The sequence below is a fragment of the Staphylococcus pseudintermedius genome (assembly GCF_034042775.1).
Lineage (GTDB): Bacteria > Bacillota > Bacilli > Staphylococcales > Staphylococcaceae > Staphylococcus > Staphylococcus pseudintermedius.
The window spans coordinates 900852-923221 of record NZ_CP120150.1; the positions used below are offsets into that span (position 1 = coordinate 900852).

General features: G+C 37.1%; 18 protein-coding genes. 15 read left to right on the forward strand and 3 right to left on the reverse strand.

All coding sequences use genetic code 11. The features are described 5' to 3' along the window. Window positions 1-15: 15 nt before the first annotated feature. Genes pcrB through P3U61_RS04120 form a run of 4 tightly spaced genes read left to right on the forward strand, consistent with a single transcriptional unit; the run spans window position 16 to window position 6124 of the window. Window positions 16-705, forward strand: a complete 690-nt coding sequence (pcrB, locus tag P3U61_RS04105) for a heptaprenylglyceryl phosphate synthase (RefSeq protein ID WP_014613453.1) — start codon at window positions 16-18, stop codon at window positions 703-705. Then, window positions 705-2900, forward strand: a complete 2196-nt coding sequence (pcrA, locus tag P3U61_RS04110) for a DNA helicase PcrA (protein WP_015729396.1) — start codon at window positions 705-707, stop codon at window positions 2898-2900. Before pcrB ends, pcrA begins: the two co-directional genes overlap by 1 nt. Window positions 2901-2903: 3 nt before the next feature. Continuing rightward, window positions 2904-4907 carry an NAD-dependent DNA ligase LigA gene (gene ligA / locus P3U61_RS04115; protein ID WP_015729395.1) on the forward strand — a complete coding sequence of 668 codons (2004 nt, stop codon included), beginning with the start codon at window positions 2904-2906 and terminating at the stop codon, window positions 4905-4907. Between the two features lie 11 nt (window positions 4908-4918). Then, on the forward strand, window positions 4919-6124 hold the full coding sequence (locus tag P3U61_RS04120; RefSeq protein WP_014613456.1) for a CamS family sex pheromone protein: 1206 nt from the start codon (window positions 4919-4921) through the stop codon (window positions 6122-6124). A 388-nt stretch (window positions 6125-6512) separates the two neighbouring features. Here the strand turns inward: P3U61_RS04120 and putP are convergent, their stop codons facing one another. Next, window positions 6513-8066, reverse strand: coding sequence for a sodium/proline symporter PutP (gene putP / locus P3U61_RS04125; RefSeq protein ID WP_020219895.1), 1554 nt, complete (start codon window positions 8064-8066; stop codon window positions 6513-6515). A gap of 354 nt (window positions 8067-8420) precedes the next feature. On the opposite strand from putP, the gene gatC reads away from it, so the two are divergent. The 10 genes from gatC to dinB all read left to right on the forward strand — a co-directional run bounded on the left by gatC (window position 8421) and on the right by dinB (window position 19515). Next, window positions 8421-8723, forward strand: coding sequence for an Asp-tRNA(Asn)/Glu-tRNA(Gln) amidotransferase subunit GatC (gene gatC / locus P3U61_RS04130; protein WP_014613458.1), 303 nt, complete (start codon window positions 8421-8423; stop codon window positions 8721-8723). 2 nt (window positions 8724-8725) lie between these two features. Further along, window positions 8726-10186, forward strand: coding sequence for an Asp-tRNA(Asn)/Glu-tRNA(Gln) amidotransferase subunit GatA (gene gatA, locus P3U61_RS04135; RefSeq protein ID WP_014613459.1), 1461 nt, complete (start codon window positions 8726-8728; stop codon window positions 10184-10186). A 13-nt stretch (window positions 10187-10199) separates the two neighbouring features. Further along, window positions 10200-11627: an Asp-tRNA(Asn)/Glu-tRNA(Gln) amidotransferase subunit GatB gene (gatB, locus tag P3U61_RS04140; RefSeq protein WP_014613460.1), complete on the forward strand. Its 1428-nt coding sequence runs from the start codon at window positions 10200-10202 to the stop codon at window positions 11625-11627. A gap of 677 nt (window positions 11628-12304) precedes the next feature. Then, window positions 12305-13237, forward strand: coding sequence for a diacylglycerol kinase (locus P3U61_RS04145; protein ID WP_014613461.1), 933 nt, complete (start codon window positions 12305-12307; stop codon window positions 13235-13237). A 171-nt stretch (window positions 13238-13408) separates the two neighbouring features. Continuing rightward, on the forward strand, window positions 13409-14773 hold the full coding sequence (gene rlmD, locus P3U61_RS04150) for a 23S rRNA (uracil(1939)-C(5))-methyltransferase RlmD (protein ID WP_015729392.1): 1365 nt from the start codon (window positions 13409-13411) through the stop codon (window positions 14771-14773). A 250-nt stretch (window positions 14774-15023) separates the two neighbouring features. After that, window positions 15024-16238 (forward strand): radical SAM/SPASM ryptide class RiPP maturase, encoded by a 1215-nt coding sequence (locus P3U61_RS04155; RefSeq protein ID WP_197721697.1) that lies wholly within the window; start codon window positions 15024-15026, stop codon window positions 16236-16238. Next, window positions 16231-17085, forward strand: coding sequence for an MFS transporter (locus P3U61_RS04160; protein WP_241956953.1), 855 nt, complete (start codon window positions 16231-16233; stop codon window positions 17083-17085). The genes P3U61_RS04155 and P3U61_RS04160 overlap by 8 nt, the downstream gene beginning before the upstream one ends. Beyond that, on the forward strand, window positions 17061-17408 hold the full coding sequence (locus P3U61_RS04165) for an MFS transporter (protein WP_233510569.1): 348 nt from the start codon (window positions 17061-17063) through the stop codon (window positions 17406-17408). The genes P3U61_RS04160 and P3U61_RS04165 overlap by 25 nt, the downstream gene beginning before the upstream one ends. A gap of 389 nt (window positions 17409-17797) precedes the next feature. Continuing rightward, complete coding sequence (locus P3U61_RS04170) at window positions 17798-18340, forward strand: metalloprotease family protein (protein WP_014613471.1); 543 nt, start codon at window positions 17798-17800, stop codon at window positions 18338-18340. Window positions 18341-18444: 104 nt separating this feature from the next. Next, the gene (dinB, locus tag P3U61_RS04175; RefSeq protein WP_014613472.1) at window positions 18445-19515 is read left to right on the forward strand and encodes a DNA polymerase IV; all 1071 of its coding nucleotides are present in this window, start codon (window positions 18445-18447) and stop codon (window positions 19513-19515) included. Here the strand turns inward: dinB and P3U61_RS04180 are convergent. Then, window positions 19510-20070 carry a 3'-5' exonuclease gene (locus P3U61_RS04180; protein ID WP_014613473.1) on the reverse strand — a complete coding sequence of 187 codons (561 nt, stop codon included), beginning with the start codon at window positions 20068-20070 and terminating at the stop codon, window positions 19510-19512. The two genes, dinB and P3U61_RS04180, sit on opposite strands and share 6 nt — an antisense overlap. A gap of 288 nt (window positions 20071-20358) precedes the next feature. Continuing rightward, window positions 20359-20862 carry a ferritin gene (locus P3U61_RS04185; protein ID WP_014613474.1) on the reverse strand — a complete coding sequence of 168 codons (504 nt, stop codon included), beginning with the start codon at window positions 20860-20862 and terminating at the stop codon, window positions 20359-20361. Window positions 20863-21058: 196 nt separating this feature from the next. Here P3U61_RS04185 and murT point away from each other — a divergent pair, with 196 nt between their 5' ends. Then, window positions 21059-22369, forward strand: coding sequence for a lipid II isoglutaminyl synthase subunit MurT (gene murT, locus P3U61_RS04190; protein ID WP_014613475.1), 1311 nt, complete (start codon window positions 21059-21061; stop codon window positions 22367-22369). Window position 22370 lies beyond the last annotated feature (1 nt).

A 22370-nucleotide genomic window follows, 5' to 3' on the forward strand; every position in this document is an offset into this window, starting at 1 on the left:
AAGGAGTCACCAACGATGTATGATATCAAGGAATGGCGTCATATCTTTAAACTTGATCCTGCTAAAGAGATTTCAGACGCCGATTTAGAACAGATTTGTATGTCAAATACGGACGCCATTATGATTGGGGGCACAGATGATGTCACTGAAGATAATGTCATTCATTTAATGAGTCGCGTTCGTCGTTATCCATTACCGTTAGCCTTAGAAATTTCAAATCTTGAGAGTACGATGCCAGGATTTGATTTTTATTTTGTGCCGACAGTATTGAATAGTACAGATGTGACATACCATAATGGATTATTACATAGTGCGCTTAAAGCCTATGGACACATGATTGATTTTGATGAAATGGTGTTTGAAGGTTATGTCGTGTTGAATCCTGAAAGTAAGGTCGCGACAAAGACAAGTGCACAGGCCACATTAGATGAATCAGATGTCGTGGCTTATGCGCAAATGGCTGAATCGTTTTATCGTTTGCCCGTGCTCTATTTAGAATACAGTGGGCAATACGGCAATCCTGAAATCGTCCGTGCAGCGAAACAATCGCTTAACCATACGCATTTGTTTTATGGCGGGGGAATTGATGGCGTAGATAAAGCGATGGAAATGGCACAAATAGCAGATACGATTATTGTAGGTAATGTGATTTATGAAGATTTAAAAGCAGCACTTAAAACGACGAAAATAAAGGAGAGAACATAATGAATCCACTCGTTGCAAATATGAATAAAGAACAGAGTGAAGCGGTGCGCACGACTGAGGGACCGCTTTTAATTATGGCAGGTGCAGGTTCTGGTAAAACGAGAGTACTCACGCATCGAATTGCCTATTTATTAGATGAAAAAGATGTATCTCCATACAATATCTTAGCGATTACTTTTACGAATAAAGCGGCAAAGGAAATGAAAGAACGTGTGCAAGCACTTGTAGGTGAAGAGGCAGAAGTGATTTGGATGTCAACATTTCACTCTATGTGTGTGCGCATTTTGCGACGTGACGCTGATCGTATCGGTATTGAACGCAACTTTACGATAATCGATCCGACCGACCAAAAGTCAGTCATTAAGGATGTTTTAAAACGAGAAAATATCGACCCGAAAAAGTATGAACCGAGAATTTTTATTGGAGAAATCAGTAAACTTAAAAACGATTTATTGACACCTGCAAAAGCTGAGGCAGAAGCAGATGACTTTTATTCACGTATGGTCGCTACGGTATACAAGGGCTATCAACAACAGCTTGTTCGTAACCAAGCATTAGATTTCGATGATTTGATTATGACGACAATTCGATTGTTTGAACGTGTGCCTGACGTGTTAGATTTTTATCAAAACAAATTCCAATATATCCATGTAGATGAATATCAAGATACGAACACAGCACAATATACATTGGTGAATATGTTAGCGCAAAAGTTTAAAAACCTATGTGTTGTAGGGGATTCAGACCAGTCTATTTACGGTTGGCGTGGCGCAAACATTCACAATATTTTATCGTTTGAAAAAGATTATCCGAATGCACGTACAATCTTTTTAGAGCAAAACTATCGTTCGACAAAGACGATTTTACAAGCGGCTAACGAAGTTATTCGTCATAATACTGAACGTAAACCTAAAGGACTATGGACTGCCAATCAGCAAGGTGAAAAAATTCATTATTATGAAGCGATGAGTGAGCGTGATGAAACTGAATATGTCGTGAGAGAAATTTTTAAACAACAAAAAAAGGGTAAACGTTATAAAGATATGGCGGTACTTTATCGAACAAACGCACAATCACGTGTACTTGAGGAAACATTTTTGAAATCCAACATTCCTTATGTCATGGTCGGCGGTCAAAAGTTCTATGATCGTAAAGAGATTAAAGACTTACTAAGTTATTTGCGTTTAATTGCGAATAGTGCCGATGATATCAGTTTACAACGTATTATTAATGTGCCAAAGCGTGGTATAGGACCGTCTTCAGTTGAAAAAATAGCAACCTATGCTGTAGATCATGAATTGACAATGTTTGATGCATTGGCAGAAGTCGACTTCATCGGGTTATCAAAAAAGGTAACACAAGCGGCGGCAGAATTTTATCAATTGATGTCGAACTTAATGCAAGAACAAGAATTTCTAGAGGTTTCAGAAATTGTTGATGAAGTGCTCGAAAAATCAGGGTATCGTGAAATGTTAGAGCGTGAACAATCAATAGAATCACGTAGCCGTTTAGAAAATATTGATGAATTTATGTCTGTACCTGTCGATTATGAAAAGAACACACCTTTAGAGGAGCAGTCGCTGATTAATTTTTTAACGGACTTATCATTAGTGGCGGATGTCGACGGAGCGAACTTAGAAGATGGTGTGACGTTAATGACGATGCACTCAGCGAAAGGGCTAGAGTTTCCAATTGTATTTATTATCGGTATGGAAGAATCCATTTTCCCGCACATTCGTGCAATTCAAAGTGAGAGTGATCACGAAATGGAAGAAGAACGACGCATCAGTTATGTTGCCATTACGCGTGCTGAAGAAGAGCTTTACTTATCACATGCGACATCACGTACGTTATTTGGACGTCCGCAAAGCAATGCGCGTTCACGTTTTTTAAATGAAATTCCAGAAGAACTGCTTGATTTACCAGAACGTCAATATGCAACGACGATTGGTTCGAGAAAACGTCAACCGGCGAAACGAGGCTTTAGTCAACGTGCGGTGAAAAATTCAGCTTCATCATCAACAGCGTCAAATTGGAAAGTCGGCGATAAAGTGATGCATAAATCATGGGGAGAAGGCATGGTTTCGAACGTCAATGATAAAAATGGCTCAATCGAGTTAGATATTATTTTCAAATCTGAAGGACCTAAACGTTTACTTGCTCAATTTGCGCCTATTGAAAAGAAGGAGGATTAAAGGATGTCATCTATAGCTCAACGTGTTGAAATATTGCACAAATTATTGCATCAATACAACTATGAATACCACGTTCAAGACAATCCAAGTGTTCCAGATAGTGAATACGACAAATTATTACATGAATTGATTGATATTGAGACAAAACATCCTGAACTGAAAACTTCGGATTCACCTACTGTACGTGTAGGCGGCGAGGCACAGTCATCGTTTGAAAAGGTCAATCATGATACCCCGATGTTAAGCTTATCTAACGCATTTAATGAAGCGGATTTAAGAAAGTTCGATCAACGTGTGCGCGATGCAGTCGGTGAAGTTGAATATATGTGTGAATTGAAAATTGATGGTTTAGCCGTATCATTAAAATATGTCGATGGAAAGCTCGTTCAAGGCTTAACACGCGGTGACGGCACAACAGGTGAAGATATTACTGAAAATTTAAAGACGATTTATGCGATCCCACTTACTTTAGACAAAAAGATTTCCTTTGAAGTGCGTGGTGAGGCTTACATGCCGCGTCAATCATTTTTAAAGTTGAATGAGGCGAAAGCGGCGCGTGATGAACAACCGTTTGCCAATCCGAGAAATGCCGCTGCAGGATCGTTACGCCAACTCGATTCAAAACTTGCAGCAGCTCGAAAATTGGACATCTTTTTATACAGTATTAATGACTTTACAGAACTTGATGCGTCATCTCAAAGTGAAGCATTAGATGAACTGGACGAACTCGGTTTTAAAACGAACCATGAGCGTGAAAAAGTAAAAACGATTGATGAAGTGCTGGAATATATTAAAAAATGGACAAATCAGCGTGAACAATTACCTTATGATATTGATGGAATTGTCATTAAAGTGAATCATCTTGAGCACCAAGAGGAGATGGGCTTTACACAAAAATCACCGAGATGGGCGATTGCATACAAGTTTCCTGCTGAAGAAGTCATTACAGAACTGTTAGATATTGAGTTGAGTATTGGTCGTACAGGGGTAGTGACACCAACTGCGATACTCGAACCCGTACGTGTGGCAGGCACAACCGTTTCTCGTGCGTCGTTACATAACGAAGACTTAATTCATGAGAAAGACATTCGTATTGGTGATAGTGTCGTCATAAAAAAAGCAGGAGACATCATTCCGGAAGTCGTGCGTGTCATTTTAGATCGTCGTCCAGAGGGTGCCGAGACGTATCACATGCCGACACATTGTCCAAGCTGTGATCATGAACTTGTACGGATTGAAGGCGAAGTGGCACTCCGCTGTATCAACCCAAAATGTCAGGCACAGCTCGTTGAAGGTTTAATTCATTTCGTATCTCGACAAGCGATGAATATTGACGGCTTAGGTACGAAAATAATTGAACAATTGTATACACACGCATTGATTAAAGATGTAGCTGACATTTTCTACTTGACGAAAGAAGATTTATTACCGTTAGAACGTATGGGTGAAAAGAAAGCGCAAAAGTTAATTGATGCGATTGAAACTTCAAAAGCACGCTCCCTCGAAAACTTATTATTTGGACTGGGTATTCGTCATTTAGGTGTTAAAGCGAGTCAAGTACTAGCAGAAAAATACGAAACGATGGACCGACTATTAACAGTCACTGAAGATGAATTAGTTGAAATTTATGACGTCGGTGAAAAGTTAGCGCAATCGTTAGTGACGTATTTAGAAAATGAAGACATTCGCGCACTGATTGAAAAGTTGCAATCAAAAGGTGTCAATATGACGTTTAAAGGGCAAAAATTATCGCAAATTGAAGGCCATCCAGAATTTGCAGGTAAAACAATCGTCTTAACAGGTAAACTTCAACAGATGACACGTAATGAGGCAACGAATTGGTTGAAACTACAAGGTGCAAAAGTAACAAGTAGCGTAACGAAGTCCACAGATCTTGTCATTGCAGGTGAAGATGCAGGTTCAAAATTAACAAAAGCGCAATCACTTGGTACAATGATTTGGACAGAACAAGATTTTATTGATAAGCAAAATGAAATTAATGAGTAAGGGGATAGGCGATGAAAAAGTCAATAGTACTTCTTTTAGGTTTATCACTTGTATTATCAGCTTGTGGTCCAGATGAAGATGAATCAAAGTCCTCGAAAGAAAAAACAGAAGCGCAACAACGAGACCACAATAAAGTAAAAGAAATCGCAACAGATAAAAATGTGCAAGGAACAGATTATCGAACAATTTTGCCATTTAAAGAAAGTCAGGCACGTGGATTAATTCAAGAAAATATGGCGAATAGCTATAACGGTGAAGATTTTGAAGATGGCCTACTCAATATCAGTAAAGAAGTGTATCCAACTGATGAATACTTGTATCAAGATGGTCAATATTTAGATAAAGACACGATTAGAGCTTACCTGCGTCCGAAATATACGAAAAAAGAACTTGATAAAATGAGCGACAAAGAAAAAGAGAATAAAAATGCGACAGCGAACTTAGGATTAAATCCATCTGTGAATGGCGAAACAGATGAAGAAAAAATCGCTAAAAAATCTCCTGCTTATTTATCTAATATTTTAGAACAAGATTTTTACGATAATGGTGACACTAAAGGTAAAGATATTGAAGGTATGACAATAGGTTTAGCAATGAATAGTGTGTATTACTATCAAAAAGAAAAATATGGCGAAACATATCATGAAAAACTCGATGAAAAAGAAATTAAAAAGCAAGGCCGACAAATGGCTGAAGAAATGTTAGTACGTTTAAGAGAAAATGATGATTTGAAAGATATTCCAATCACCTTTGCGATATACATTCAGTCAGCACAAGAGGACATTATTCCGGGTCGTTTTGTGAGTTATGCGACAGCCGAGAAAAAAGGGTCTAAACTGTCAGACTGGCATCAAATTGATCAAAAGACTGTGTTGTTACCGTCAAGTGAGGCATCAGATTTGAATGAAAATCTCAATGCGAACTTCAAAGACTTTAACAGTGCATTACAATCTTACTTCTCTAACTTTACACAAGCTGTTGGTAAAGCAGAGTTTAAAAACAAAAAAGTACAAAATTTAACTGTTGATTTACCAATTGATTATTATGGTAAAGCGGAGTTAATCGGGATTACGCAATATGTGACACAGCTCGCTGAAAAAGACTTTAAATCTGTGGATCAATATGAGATTCATATTAAAGATGGAAGTCAGCCACGTGCGCTTATACGTAAAACGAAAGAAGAAAAGTCACCACAAGTACATATTTATCAAAACTAATATGAATGGTGAATAAAATGAGAAAAACGACCACGATACCATGAGTTCATATGACTCTAAGGTAACAGTGGTCGTTTTTTAAGGCAGTCATTTTGAGAATCAAAGTAGTTATTCTTTTTAAACATGGTAGTTAAAAGCGTAATATCAATTCGTCGTCACATTTGTAAGTACTTTTTATTTTCCAGATAACTCTATATGATGACTCGTCCAACATCAATGCATGTCGATTCTATATTTCGAGAAAAAGCGTAAAAAACATTGAAAGTCCGCAGTTTGGACAGCATAAGCTAAATAAAAAAGACCGGGCATTATCCCAGTCTCTCAGTATAATCATATCATGGAACACATTCACAATAAGCAATTGATTGTAAAAATTGTATCGTTTCTTTTAATTTTTTAATTTTGCGTCATTCAATTGCTTGACGACTTGATTCAAATCGTCTTCTACAAAGGCACCCGGTTTTTGTGTCATATTTGAAACCAGGATAGTAACGACTAAACTCACAATAAAGCCTGGAACAATTTCGTATAAGTTAAAGAAATCGTTCACGTCACCGTATGGATGCGCAAATACAATCCACAAAATCACAGTTAACGCACCAGCAACCATCCCGCTTATTGCCCCTGTACGTGATAACCCTTTCCAATACAATGAAAGTATAACTAACGGGCCAAAAGCCGCACCAAAACCTGCCCATGCATTACCGACTAAGTTTAAAATCGTGTTGTTCGGTGTCCAAGCGATGGCAATAGCAGCAACCGCTACAATCATTACAGAAATACGTCCTACTAACACAAATTCTTTCTCATGTGCAGCGGCATTGGCTTTGTCACCACGAATCAGTTTGTAAAAGTCTTCTGTTAATGAACTAGACGTAACGAGTAATTGAGAAGAAATGGTGCTCATAATCGCTGCTAAAATCGCTGCAAGCAAGAAACCACCGACTAATGGATGGAATAGCAACTGACTCATCAAAATAAATAATGTTTCTGGGTCTTGAATGTGAACACCTTGTGCTGGAACGAACGCGATACCGAGTAGCCCGACTAACACAGCACCTAACAATCCGACAATCATCCATGCAATCCCAATACGACGTGTAAGAGGGAATAATTTCACAGTACGAATCGACATGAAACGAACAAGAATGTGAGGTTGGCCAAAATACCCAAGTCCCCATGCAAAGAATGAAATAATCCCAATCACGGTTGTCCCTTTAAATAAATCTAAATTGGTCGGTTTCATTTCTGCAATCGTATGGAATGTGTCTAAACCATTTAACTTTAACATCACAACAATAGGTACCATGACCATTGCCACTAACATAATGACCCCTTGAAAAAAGTCAGTGATCGAAACAGCGAGATACCCACCGAAAAACGTGTAGAGAATAACGATAACCGCAATTAAAATTAAGCCGACATGATAATCTAATCCGAATGCACTGTCGAATAACTTACCACCTGATACTAAACCAGCATGCGTATACAATGTAAAGAATACGACAATGATTAAGCCGGAAATTATTTTAATTAAATTCGACTGATCATCTAAACGGTTTTTAAAGAAATCTGGTAACGTAATCGCATCACCGGCAATTTCTGTATGTGCACGAAGTCTTGGTGCAACAACTAAATAGTTAATGTAAGCACCGAGTGTTAGACCGATCGTAATCCATACGGCAGATAACCCAGTTGAATATACTTCACCAGGTAATCCCATAATCATCCAACCACTCATATCAGAAGCACCGGCAGAGAGGGCAGTTACCCATGGACCAATGTTACGGCCACCTAACATATACTCACTCAAGTTACTCGTTGCTTGTTTATAGCCATAGTAACCAATGCCGAGTAAGATAATGAAATAAATGGCAATCATAATATACGTTTGCCAATCGAGATTCACTTGATTTGACAAAGTAGAACCAAATAAAACCATATTGATCTCCCCTTTTGTTTTCACTTGCATAAGATTATTATACAGAATTGTATATGAAAGGAAAGAAGTATTTCACAGTTTATGTGTAATTTAACCTTGTCATCACAAGAGAAATAGCGATTTAGGCGCATAAGCAGAGAGAAGTTGAATATCGATAATTATTAAGTTTAATGTTATAAATATAAATAAAACATATAGTGAGGCGGCGTACTTGTGAAAAATGATAGCGTCGTCCGTGTTCGTTCGTGTCAACATTGTGTCGTGATGCGCCTTGTTTGAAATATTTTAGATTTTTATGCTGAAATTTGGTACAATTTATAGATAAAAGAGTATTTTTAAGGAGGCTTTACCGGCATGGCTGAGATTACCAAAAAACAAGTTGAGCATATTGCGAATCTTGCACGCTTAAATGTGACAGAAGAAGATACTGCCGATATGCAACAGACATTAGAAGGTATTTTAAATTTTTGTCATCAAATTGATTCTGTCGATACAGAACAAGTTAAACCTACAAACCATGTATTAGATTTACAGAATGTGTTACGTGACGATGTGGCGGTAACAGGATTGCCACAAGAAAAAGCATTAACGAATGCAAAAGAAGTGGAAGCTGGACAATTTAAAGTACCAGCAGTTATGAACAGGGAGGACGCATAAAGATGAGCATCCGCTATGAATCTATTGAAAACTTACAAAAGATGATTAAGGATAATCAAATTAAACCTTCTGAAATTGTGAAAGATATTTACGATGCAATTGAAGAAACAGATCCAACTATCCAATCATTTTTAGCGCTCGATAAAGAAAATGCGATGAAAAAAGCTGAAGAATTAGATACCTTACAAGCGAAAGGTGAAATGGAAGGTAAATTGTTCGGTATTCCAATGGGGATTAAAGATAATATCATTACTGAAGGTCTAGAGACGACTTGTGCAAGTAGGATGTTAGAAGGCTTTGTGCCGATTTATGAAGCAACAGTAATGAAGAAGCTACATAATGAAAATGGTATTCTTATCGGTAAAGTGAATTTGGACGAATTTGCGATGGGTGGTTCTACAGAGACGTCTTACTTTAAAAAGACGGTAAACCCATTCGACCATAAAGCCGTTCCAGGTGGCTCATCAGGTGGTTCCGCAGCAGCAGTTGCAGCAGGGCTTGTACCATTTACATTAGGTACAGACACAGGTGGTTCTATTCGCCAACCTGCAGCGTATTGTGGTGTTGTAGGATTAAAACCAACATACGGTCGTGTGTCACGTTTTGGTTTAGTTGCCTTTGCGTCATCACTGGATCAAATTGGACCGATTACACGTAATGTTAAGGATAATGCATTAGTGTTAGAAGCTATTGCTGGTGAAGATGAAATGGATTCAACAAGTGCACCAGACGTTGCGACAGACTTTACTGCTGATATTGGTAAAGACATTAAAGATATGAAAATTGCGTTGCCAAAAGAATATATCGGTGAAGGTGTCGACGAAGAAGTGAAAGAAGCGGTATTAAAAGCTGCAGAAACACTTAAATCTTTAGGTGCCATCGTTGAAGAAGTGTCATTACCAAGAACAGCATATGGTATTCCTTCATATTACGTCATTGCTTCAGCTGAGGCATCATCTAACTTGGCACGCTTTGATGGTATTCGTTACGGTTATCATTCAAAAGAAGCACAAACTTTAGAAGAACTTTACAAATTGTCTCGTAGCGAAGGCTTTGGCAAAGAAGTGAAACGTCGTATTTTATTAGGAACATATGTGTTAAGTTCTGGTTATTACGATGCTTACTATAAAAAAGCACAAAAAGTACGTACATTAATTAAAAATGACTTCGAAAATGTTTTTAAAGATTACGATGTGATTTTAGGACCTACAACACCAACTGTTGCGTTTGATTTAGGTGCTGAAATTAATGATCCATTAACAATGTATGCCAATGACTTATTAACAACACCAGTGAACTTAGCCGGTTTACCTGGTATTTCTGTACCGTGTGGTTTAGCGGAAAATGGTCGTCCAATTGGTTTACAACTGATCGGTAAACCATTTGATGAAAAAACGTTATATCGCGTCGCACATCAATACGAAACACAATTTAACTTACACGACCAATATCAAAAATTATAAGGAGTGGCAATCAATGCATTTTGAAACGATAATCGGACTTGAGGTCCATGTTGAATTGAAAACGGACTCAAAAATGTTTTCAAATGCGCCGGTAGCATACGGTGCAGAACCGAATACAAATACAAGCGTCATCGATTTGGCGTATCCTGGTGTTTTACCAACAGTGAACCGTCGTGCAGTAGATTGGTCAATGCGTGCGGCAATGGCATTAAATATGGAAATTGCAACTGAATCAAAATTTGATCGTAAAAACTATTTCTATCCAGACAACCCGAAAGCTTATCAAATTTCACAATTAGACCAACCGATTGGTGAAAATGGTTATATCGACATTGAAGTGAACGGCGAAACGAAACGTATCGGTATTACACGTTTACACATGGAAGAAGATGCTGGGAAATCTACACATAAAGACGGTTACTCACTTGTCGATTTAAACCGTCAAGGGACACCATTAATTGAAATCGTATCTGAACCAGATATTCGCTCGCCAGAAGAGGCGTATGCATATTTAGAAAAATTACGTTCTATTATTCAATATACAGGCGTATCTGACGGTAAAATGGAAGAAGGTTCATTGCGTTGTGATGCGAACGTATCTTTACGTCCATATGGTCAAAAAGAGTTTGGTACGAAAGCTGAACTTAAAAACTTAAATTCATTTAACAACGTGCGTAAAGGTTTAGAATATGAAGTCAAACGTCAAGAAGAAGAATTGTTAAATGGTGGCGAAATTTTACAAGAAACACGTCGTTTTGATGAATCCACAGGTAAAACGATTTTAATGCGTGTTAAGGAAGCGTCAGATGACTACCGTTACTTCCCTGAACCTGACATTGTACCTTTATATATCGATGAAGCATGGAAAGCGCGTGTTCGTGAATCGATTCCTGAATTACCAGATGCACGTAAAGAAAAATACGTAAAAGAATTCGGTTTACCTGCATATGATGCACATGTTTTAACATTAACAAAAGAGATGTCAGATTTCTTTGAAGCGGCTGTTGAAGAAGGCGCAGATGTGAAAATGATTTCGAACTGGTTAATGGGTGGCGTAAACGAATATCTCAATAAAAATCAAATTGAGTTACAAGATACAGGCCTTACACCAGCAAACTTAGCAGGTATGATTAAATTAATTGAAGATGGCACAATGAGTAGTAAAATTGCGAAAAAAGTGTTCCCAGAATTAGCGCAAAATGGTGGGGACGCAAAGCAAATTATGAAAGATAAAGGTCTTGTTCAAATTTCTGATGAAGGTGCTGTGTTAGAATTTGTACAACAAGCAATTGCTGAAAATCCACAATCTGTTGAAGATTATAAGAATGGGAAAGGTAAGGCGATGGGCTTCTTAGTTGGACAAATTATGAAATTGTCGAAAGGTCAAGCGAATCCACAGCTTGCAAATCAGTTGTTGAAGCAAGAGTTAGATAAACAATAGGTTGTTTTGAATAGAGGCGAGTAGATGGAATGCAATGGTGATGATTGTATTTCACACTCGTCTTTTTTGTGACATTTTGTTTTTTGAGTATGACGTAAGATGTCGTATTGATTATAACACCTTGCAATCGCAGAACTAGGGCTCGCTTTCATAATGTGAATATCTGTATGGATTGCCTTTTAGGGTTTGCTTTCCTAGGGCTGTTCCCAAGTAATCAACGCTTAACTGAAACTGTTATAAGGTGGAGGCGTTGATGGATTTCCGGCGCATCTTTTCCCTCAGGAGTCGCGCCCTGAATGGTAATCAGTTGCGTAACAAGGAATGAAAGCGAGCTTGTTCTAGCAATCTTAGTTGCGGTGCTCAAACGAGTTGAAATGACGAATAACTCTTACCAAACAGACGGCGCATGTATTAATCATACGCATGCATTTTTTCACTCATTTTATTTATATGATTATTAATTGATCTTAGGTGTAGTGGTGAAAGAATGATGAAGTAACTCAATTTCTTTGCTTGGCTAGGAAAGTTGAAATGTCAACATATGACGCAATCGCCTTTTGAAAACGGGATTGACGTTATTTTCTTATCATTTTTACGCTTTTGGTTGTTTTTAGCTTTCATTACATCTTTGTTTACTATAATATAAGTTGTGAGTACTGAAAAATTGAGGGATATAAATGAGAAAACGTGCGAGAATAATCTATAATCCTACATCGGGTAAGGAAGTGTTTAAACGTGCATTACCTGATGTACTAATTAAAATGGAACAAGCTGGTTATGAGACGAGTGCCTATGCGACTCAAAAGGTTGGCGATGCGACAGAAGAGGCGGCGCGTGCGATTGAGGCCCAATACGATTTGTTAATTGTCGCTGGTGGAGACGGTACATTGAATGAAGTCGTGAATGGTATTGCTGAAAAACCGAATCGTCCTAAGTTAGGTTTAATTCCAATGGGGACGGTGAATGATTTCGGTCGAGCACTACATCTCCCAACTGATATTTTTGAAGCCGTGGATGTCATTTTAGATGGTAAAACTGTTCAAGTTGATATTGGTAAAATGAATAGCCGTTATTTTATTAATTTAGCTGGCGGTGGTAAAATTACGGAAGTTTCGTATGAAGCACCGAGTAAATTAAAATCGATAGTCGGACCTTTTGCGTACTATATTAAAGGATTTGAAATGTTACCTCAAATGCATGCAGTCGACGTGCGGATTGAGTTTGATTCGCAAGTCTTTGAAGGTGAAATCATGTTGTTCTTACTCGGCTTAACCAATTCAATGGCTGGTTTTGAGAAGTTAGTACCAGATGCGAAGTTGGATGACGGTATGTTTACACTGTTGATTGTTGAAAAGGCAAATATTGCAGAATTGGGACATATTATGACACTTGCCTCACGCGGTGAACATATTAAACATCCGAAAGTACATTACCATAAAGCGCAATCGGTAAATATTTCTTCCTTTAGCGATATGCCGTTAAACGTAGATGGTGAATATGGGGGTCAATTACCAGCGAACTTTTTAAATTTAGTTCGTCATATTGAAGTTTTTTCTCCGGCGCAAGAAGATAATGCGTTGTTAATTGATGAGCCTACGCAATCTGAGTAACGATCCAGAGGTGTGCTGAAAATAAATAGGTAGTGTACGCAAAACCGCATGATGTAATGACATTACTCTCGTGGGAGCGGGACGATGAAATTTGACTCAGATGTTAAGTTTTTGGTCCTGCTCCTTTCCCTTTGAAGTAGATTCTGTTTATAAAAAAGTGAGATGAAATTGATGGTTTTAGTAAAGAAAAATGAAGTGTATGAGGGAAAAGTGGTTGATTTGACACATGAAGGGCATGGTGTGATTAAACAAGATCGCTATCCGATATTTATCCCTCAAACGTTAATTGATGAAGAAGTGCAATATAAAGTGATTAAAGTGAAAAAGAATTTCGCGATTGGCAAGCTGATGAATGTGAAAACAGCAAGTCCAGATCGTGTTACACCGCCATGTGATTATTACCAACAGTGTGGGGGATGCCAACTTCAACATTTGTCGTATCGTGCGCAATTAGAGATGAAGCGTAAACAAGTGATTAATTTGTTTCATCATAAAGGAAAAATGACAGAGGTGCCGATTCATGACACGATTGGAATGGATGATCCTTGGCGTTATCGAAACAAGTCTCAAATTCCGGTTGGGACGAATCGCAATGGTCAAATCCAAATGGGCTTTTATCGTCAACGCAGCCATGATATTATCGATATGGACCATTGTCTCATACAAAATGATGATCAAAACGACATGATGAATGTGATTAAAAGTTTACTGGAAAAATATCATATTCCAGCTTATAACGAACACATACATCAAGGTCTCGTACGTCATGTCGTGATTCGTAAAGGCTATTATACGAATGAAGTGATGGTTATTTTTGTGCTCAACGGAAAAAAGTTACCACATCATAACGATATTGTGACCGCTTTAACATCACAGTTTCCGCAAATTGTGAGTATCAAGTTGAATTTCCAAACGAACAAAACGAATGTCATTATGGGGCATACGTCCAAAACGATTTTCGGTAAAGACATTATTGAGGATACATTAGATGATTTGACTTTCGAAATTGGCGATTTGTCCTTTTATCAAATCAATGTGACACAAACGCAAAAGTTGTATCGTCAAGCGTTACAGTATGCGAATTTAACGGGTAATGAAGTCGTGTTAGATGCGTATTGTGGTATTGGGACGATCAGTTTATTTATGGCACCCCACGCCCAACATGTATATGGTGTAGAAGTTGTCCCTGAAGCGATAGAAGATGCGAAAAGAAATGCGCGCTACAATCAATTGAACAATACAACTTTTGTCGCTGGTGCTGCTGAAGACGTGATTTTAAAATGGCAACAAGACGGGATTCAGCCTGATGTGGTCACAGTTGACCCACCGCGCAAAGGGTGTGACGCGACATTTATTGAAACTTTAAACGCGTTAGCCCCAAAACGTATCGTCTATGTGTCATGCAATCCAAGTACACAATTACGAGATATTGAAATGCTAAGCGCGCAATATGAACTAAAAGAAATGACACCTGTCGATATGTTTCCGCATACGACACATGTCGAGACAGTTGCGTTATTAGTAAGAAAATATTGATATAGATGAATCATTCAAGGGTTTTTTGAGAACATTTTTGAGAATGTGACTTAAAACCCTTTTTGTTTTGGTGCTATTTTAGGAGCGTTGATACTGGAACTGATTTGACAGTGTTAATCTCTAGAGAATGGCGAGTAATGAAGTTTTGAAGTTATTCTAAATATAAAATAAAAACATTGTTCTGTATATTCAAAATACACATTTACATATTCTGTATTCATACGCTATATTAAAGATATAAGATTAAGAAATGGAATTTGATTATAGATTACGTGAATGGTTGGATACACCTTCTTCTAATAAAAATCAATTTTCTTCTGATACACTTTATAATGAACTTTTGTTATCAGAGTCAAAAAAGAAAATACAAATATCTTTAGCAATTACTTATTCTTGTAATTTAAGATGTAGTTATTGTTTTCAGCAGAACTATGATCATCTCGTTAGAAAACCAATAACTATAGAAGCACTTGAAAAAATTTTAGATAAGGTTTCATTAATCCTTTATCAAAATCCAGAAGTTGATGTTTCTATTGGGTTATTTGGTGGGGAACCACTATTGCCACAAAATGAAAAAATTATTGATAGAGTTTTTCAATATTGTGTTGAAAACAAATTGAAGATAGACATTACTACTAACGGAAGCTTTTTGCCTTATTTTGCCAAAAAGATAGTGATACATAGAAGTATTATATCTGTTATAGCAATTACTATTAATACGTTACCGGACAAATATAATGAGACAATTAAAATAACGAAAGTTGCAAACAATGTTGAGGAATTATTAGCTGTTACTGATTTATTATTACACTATAATATAGTTGTAGATGTGGGGACAAATTTTGATAGAAATAATTTAAGTGAACTGTTGCCAATCTATCACTATTTTTTCGACAAAGGGTATTTTTCAAAGTGGAATTTTCATTGGAATATCGGAAGGGTTGACGATCGCCTTTTTGATACTGGTTATGATGAATATATTGTTTCTGAGACTGATATACTTCTACAATTAATGAAAATACCTAAACCAGTACCATCAAACCTTCATGCAGGCTTTATTCAAACGTGCAAGAACTTAACTGATAAATTGAACTTGTCTTTTAATGAATCTCAAATTAAAGGCACATATCATTACTGCTGGAACGTGTCTCCCTATGATAGAGTTTTCTATATTGACAATGAACTTAATTTGTTTAGATGTACTGTAACAGTAGGGCGCCCTCAATATATTTTAGGAAACTTAAAAGATATTGATTTAATGAACTACCAACATGAAACAAAAAGCTTCTTAGATTATAAAGATTGTCAGATTTGTCATATAGGCGGTTTTTGTTCTGGTGGGTGTAAGTTATCTGCTGACATTGATTTTGTTAAACAATGTGAGATGGAAAAAAAGGAATTTGAAAAGTTTGTGGAGGCCATTTTAATTCCACAAGTAAGGGAGAAACTGAACAGAAATGACTAAGGCAATCAAACAATTATTGATTTCTCAAGCAGTTAGTAATTTAGCTGATGTGTTTCTTAGAGTTGTAGTCATTGCAAATGTATTCACCATCACAAAGTCAGTCATTGCGACATCAATGGTGCCTATTCTGATAGGTTTATCTTCTTTTATTGCAAGTTTTTTTGTCCCTTTAGTTACCAAAAAAATGTTATTAAATCGGGTGCTTTCATATACACAATTGTGTAAAACGATTTCGCTAGGATTACTTCTTGGGTTAATGTGTTATAGCGAAGTGATTGATATTTCGATTTTGTACTTTTTTGTTGTTACAATTTCTATACTTGATGGATTTGAAGCACCTGTAGCTTTTGCCATCGTGCCAATCTATGCAACAGATTTAGGAAAAACCAATACCGCGCTTTCAATGAGTGGTGAAGGTGTAGAACTAGTGGGGTGGGGATTAGGTGGATTATTATATGCCACTTTAGGTTTGATAATGAGTACTGTAATCATTTTATTTTTATATGTCATATCCACAATTCTATTTTTGATGTTACCAGCTGTCAAAACAAAAGTGATAGAATCTGAGACAAATATAGAAACATTGACGAGGGGATGGCGCTTAATCATTGTTGAGCCTAAACTACGATTTTTTGTACAAACGAATCTTTTAGAAATATTGGCGAATACGATCTGGGTGTCATCGGTTATTCTAGTGTTTGTGAATGAATACTTGCATAAAGATGAAAGTTATTGGGGATATGCAAATACCACTTATTCTATTGGTATTTTGTTAAGCGCTATCATCGTTTTTCGATTATCAGACAAAATACTGCAATATAAATGGCAAAGCATCTTTTTTCTTTAATGTTCATGGCTATAGTAACAGTTTTAATTATTGAATTTAAGAATGCTTGGGCTTTTTTAATATTCTCATTAATTATTGGTGTGCTTTCTCAGTTAAAAGAAATAGCAGAACGCGTTTTTTTACAGGAAATTGTGGATGAAGCAGATTTGGTCAATGTTTTTTCTGTATTTGAGGTCATCTCTACACTCGCATTTTCAAGTTTTGTTTTTGTGATGAGTTCAATCACTGATGTTTTTGGGGTAATCTTTAGTTTTTGGATTGTCGTCATTTGTTTATTATTGGCGTGTTTGCTAGTTTTTAAAAAAAGAAAGCAAATCGTCTGACATTTCATGTATGCATTTTTCTACAGCCCATATAATCACATGATGAGGCACTTATAACATATAAGTGTCTTTTTTGCACTTATTCAATGAGCAAAACGATGTCAAATGTATGCAAATCAATATCTATGAATGGTCCTACTATATAAATGATATTTGGAGTTGAAGCAAAAAGGAGATATCCTCTGTAAGATTGAAATATTTCAAAATCTGATGAAAAGTGCTAAACTATTAGCTGAAATGTGTCTTCAACACCTCATGAATATGGAAGTAAATGAACATTGTGATCGATGGGATAAATTTAGGGCTTAAGTCTTACAATTTGCTTGCATAGCTAGGGTATAATAAGAATGACCATGAAGCCTAACGATACATCATAAGAGGGTGAATGCATGTATAAAATTGATCTATTTCAAAATCAACAGATCATGAAACGTTTTTTATTACTTCAATTTATTGTCATTCTTGCGTTCATTGTATTAAGTTACAAATGGTCGATGGCGGCAATTTCATTACAAGAGCAACACTTTTCAACCAACCTTTTCATAGGAATCATTGGATTTTTAGTGACAGTGTTATGTCATGAAGGGATTAAGACGATATTACTCAAAATGATGTCCGTGAAGACACGTCGTTACCAGGTGAAAAACGGTGTCTTATTAACATTTCTTCCGCAATATTACTTCAACCGAATGACATTTTCTACTGTGATGTTAATGCCCGTTGCGTTAGTTGGGATGTTGTTGTTTATTGTTTTTATTAATATGCCCTATACGTCGATTATTTTTACGTTTGCGATTTATATGGGTTATAGCCTATTGTCGTTCTACTTAGTCTTTTTAGCGTTAAGAGATAAAAAAGCACAATATATTGAAATGACTGAAGCAGGGTTATTGGTTTCTCGCAAAAAACCAGCTGAACGAACTGCACATTGATAGGATGGATCTTCCGCGTTTTTACTGGCGTGTGAAGGTTCTTTGTTTTTGAAAGGGCAATCAAAATGTGGATAAAAATGAAGAGATAGAAAGGAGGGGCTTATGTGAAAGAGCGGCGAATCATTCATATTGATATGGACTTTTTCTTCGCACAAGTCGAAGTGAGAGATCATCCGAGTTTACGAGGCAAGCCAGTCATTGTCGGTGGTAAAGCGAGTGGACGCGGTGTTGTCTCTACAGCATCCTATGAAGCGCGTGCCTTTGGTGTTCATTCAGCTATGCCCATGGCGCGTGCTTATCAACTGTGTCCGAATGGTTATTATGTCACACCACGGTTTGAAGCCTACCGTGAAGTATCACAACAAATTATGGAAATATTTAAAAGTTATACTGAATTGGTCGAGCCGCTTTCACTTGATGAAGCCTATCTGGATATTACAGAACTTGTTCGTCCAGACCTCCCAGCTTCAAAAATTGCGGAATATATTCGCCGCGATATTTATAATCAAACACAACTGACAGCGAGCGCAGGTGTATCTTATAATAAATTTTTAGCAAAGCTCGCAAGTGGGATGAACAAGCCAAATGGTCTGACGGTAATTGATTACCAAAATGTACACGACATATTAATGCAACTCGATATCGGTGACTTTCCAGGTATTGGCAAAGCATCGAAAGAAAAAATGCATGCAAAAGGGATTTATAATGGTCAAGACTTATACGAAAAATCTGAGCGCGAACTGGTCTATTTATTCGGTAAACGAGGACATCAGTTATATCAACGTGTACGCGGCTATGATGATAGAGAAGTAAAAGCGGAAAGAATTCGGAAAACTGTAGGGGCGGAACGGACATTTTCACTCGATACGAACGATGACGAAGAAATTTTACAAAAAATAGAAATGTTAAGCGAGAAAATTGCACAGCGTCTCGAAAAAATGAATCAGGCAGGACGTACGGTTACAGTAAAAATTAAAACACATCGCTTTGAAAATTTTTCCAAGCAACAAAGTTTAATCACGCCTGTCCAAGATGCCGATGAAATATATCGCATTGCATATGATTTATATTATGAATTGAAAGAAGCAGAAGTCCCGATTCGTTTAGTCGGTGTGACGGCAGGCGGTTTGCAAGATGCCTTTTTCAGAAACATGACGATTTATGACTTTTTATAACATATCTTTATCAGTCAGTTGCTTGCCATAAACTTGGAGGACATTGTTAAGGCTAGGATAGTGTTTCAGCAAACGATACGTAATCATTGCACAGGCTTTCGCGTCATTTAAAGCATCATGATGACCATGAAAATCAAGATTGAAATGAGACATCATATGTTTTAAGCCATGGCGACGTGCAGATACCGTCCTTTTTGCGAGTTGATATGAACAAAAGTAAGTCATTGGTGGCGTGATGAGGTTTTCTGCTTGGATGCTGGCGTGCAGGACTGACATATCAAAGGCGGCATTATGTGCAACGACTGGAAGATCGCCTATAAATTGCATCATGTAGGGATACACGTACGCAAAATTTGGCGAATGTTGTACGTCTTTTGCTTGAATACCGTGAACTTCAATATTACGTGCTGCAAAAAAATCATTCGGATTTACTAACGTATAAAAAGTTTCTACAATCTCATTGGCGACAACTTTCACCATACCGACTGAACAAATGCTCGTCCGTTTATAATTGGCAGTTTCAAAATCGAGCGCAACAAAACTATTTTCCATCATAGCCATACTTCCTTTCAAAATAATAGCTAAATATTAGCACATTTGGACGAGAGATAAAAATAAGATGATGTTGAAGCGGTTTGTGGAAAAATGAATAAGGTTTCATTCTCGGTATTTGAAACCAATCAAGAAATGAGAACAAGTTAAGTACAAATTTGTCCAGTTTAGCATTCAGTAGGGGATTTTTGCCAGAAAGCCATGTTCTATATCTGTAGAAAGAAAGGCTAGGTTACAAGGGTGTTTACCTAGCCTTTTATGCGGAAAGTAAATTTGGTCTATAAGGATTGTTTATACTTCAACTTCAAATTTACGTGCCGCTAATTCTTTTTCATAAAGATAAAGCGCATTTGAATCATCACCAATACGTTTTAAATAATCGATGTGTGTTTCGAACATTGATTCTTCTTCCACTTGTTCATCTAAAAACCAATTTAAAAATGAAATTGTCGCATAATCTTTATATTCATGTGCAATTTCAGATAAATCATAAAAACGGTGTGTCACATCTTGCTCTTGTTTTAAACCGTCTTCAAATGTTTCAAGAATGCTGTTGAACTCAACTTTTGGTGCGTCAAGTTGACTGAAAACGGCTTGTTCTCCACGGTCGTTAATGTAATCATAAATTTTTTGACCATGGAAACGTTCTTCTTTTGCCTGTTGGATGTAAAAATTCGCAAAGCCCTCGTACGAATGATAATCACAGTAAGAAGCCATCGCCATATAAGCATGTGCTGCAAAAAATTCATGGTTCATTTGACGATTTAATGCATTTAATAATTTTTCATTTAACATATCAATCACCCCTAAAATCTTTGGTATTTATTCATTGTACCCTATATTGTGAACAATATTCAAAAGAACGTTGTATTAAGAGTTTTTTATCAAAATGTACATCGGTCGTCAGTCGATGTTGAGCGATTATCTTTTTATTTGGTAATTTGTGTCACCATGATATAATATTGTAGGAAATCGGAGGAGAATGTTGAATATGAGACAATGGACAGCAATTAATATGGCAAAGCTCGCAAGAAAAGCAAGTCGTGCAACAGGGCGTAAAGGAACAGATTTACCAGGCCAAGTTGCGCGCAAAATTGATCAAAATATTTTACGTAAACTGGCTGGCCGTGTGGATGAAGTCGTGTTTGTTAGTGGTACAAATGGTAAAACAACGACATCGAATTTAATCGGTCATACGCTTAAAGCAAATCATATCGAAATTATTCATAACAATGAAGGTGCGAACATGGCTGCTGGGATCACTTCAGCTTTCATCGTCCAATCGACACCTCAAACGAAAATCGCCATCATTGAAATTGATGAAGGCTCTATTCCACGTGTTTTAAATGAAATGACACCTACTAAAATGGTATTTACAAACTTTTTCAGAGATCAAATGGACCGGTTTGGCGAAATCGATATTATGGTAAATGGCATTATTTCAGCCATTGAAAATAAAGGTATTCAGTTATTATTAAATGCTGACGATCCATTTGTGACACGTTTGAAAATCGCAAGTGATCATGTCACATATTATGGGATGCAAGCCCATGCGTACGAATTTGAACAGTCCACGATGAATGAGAGTCGTTATTGTCCGAACTGTGGGTCACTGCTGAATTATTCCCACATTCATTATAACCAACTCGGTCATTACACATGTCATTGTGGCTTTAAGCGAGAGACACCGCAATATGAGATTGCTTCATTTACTGTGGACCCCTTTATTGAAATGACGGTCAATGACACGACCTTTAATATGAAAATTGCAGGTGACTTTAACGCATACAATGCACTTGCAGCATATACAGTATTAAGAGAATTAGGTTTAAGTGATACATCGATTCGTAAAGGTTTTGAAACGTATACTTCAGATAATGGTCGTATGCAGTATTTCGAAAAAGGACAGAAAAAGGCACTGATTAACTTGGCGAAAAACCCGGCTGGCATGAACGCATCGATTGCTATGGGTGAAAAGTTAGATGAATCAAAAGTGTATGTCTTGAGCCTGAACGACTTTGCAGCTGATGGTCGGGATACGTCATGGATTTATGATGCTGACTTTGAAAAGTTAAATGAACAAACGATAGAAGCAATCATTGTAACAGGTTCACGAGCTGAAGAATTGCAATTGCGATTAAAACTTGCGGAAGTGACAGCACCGATTATTTTAGAAAAAGACATTTATAAAGCAACGGCGCTGACGATGGACTACAACAGTTTTACAGTTGCGATACCGAACTACACATCATTAGCACCAATGCTCGAACAACTGAATCGTTCATTTAAGGAGGTCGATTAAT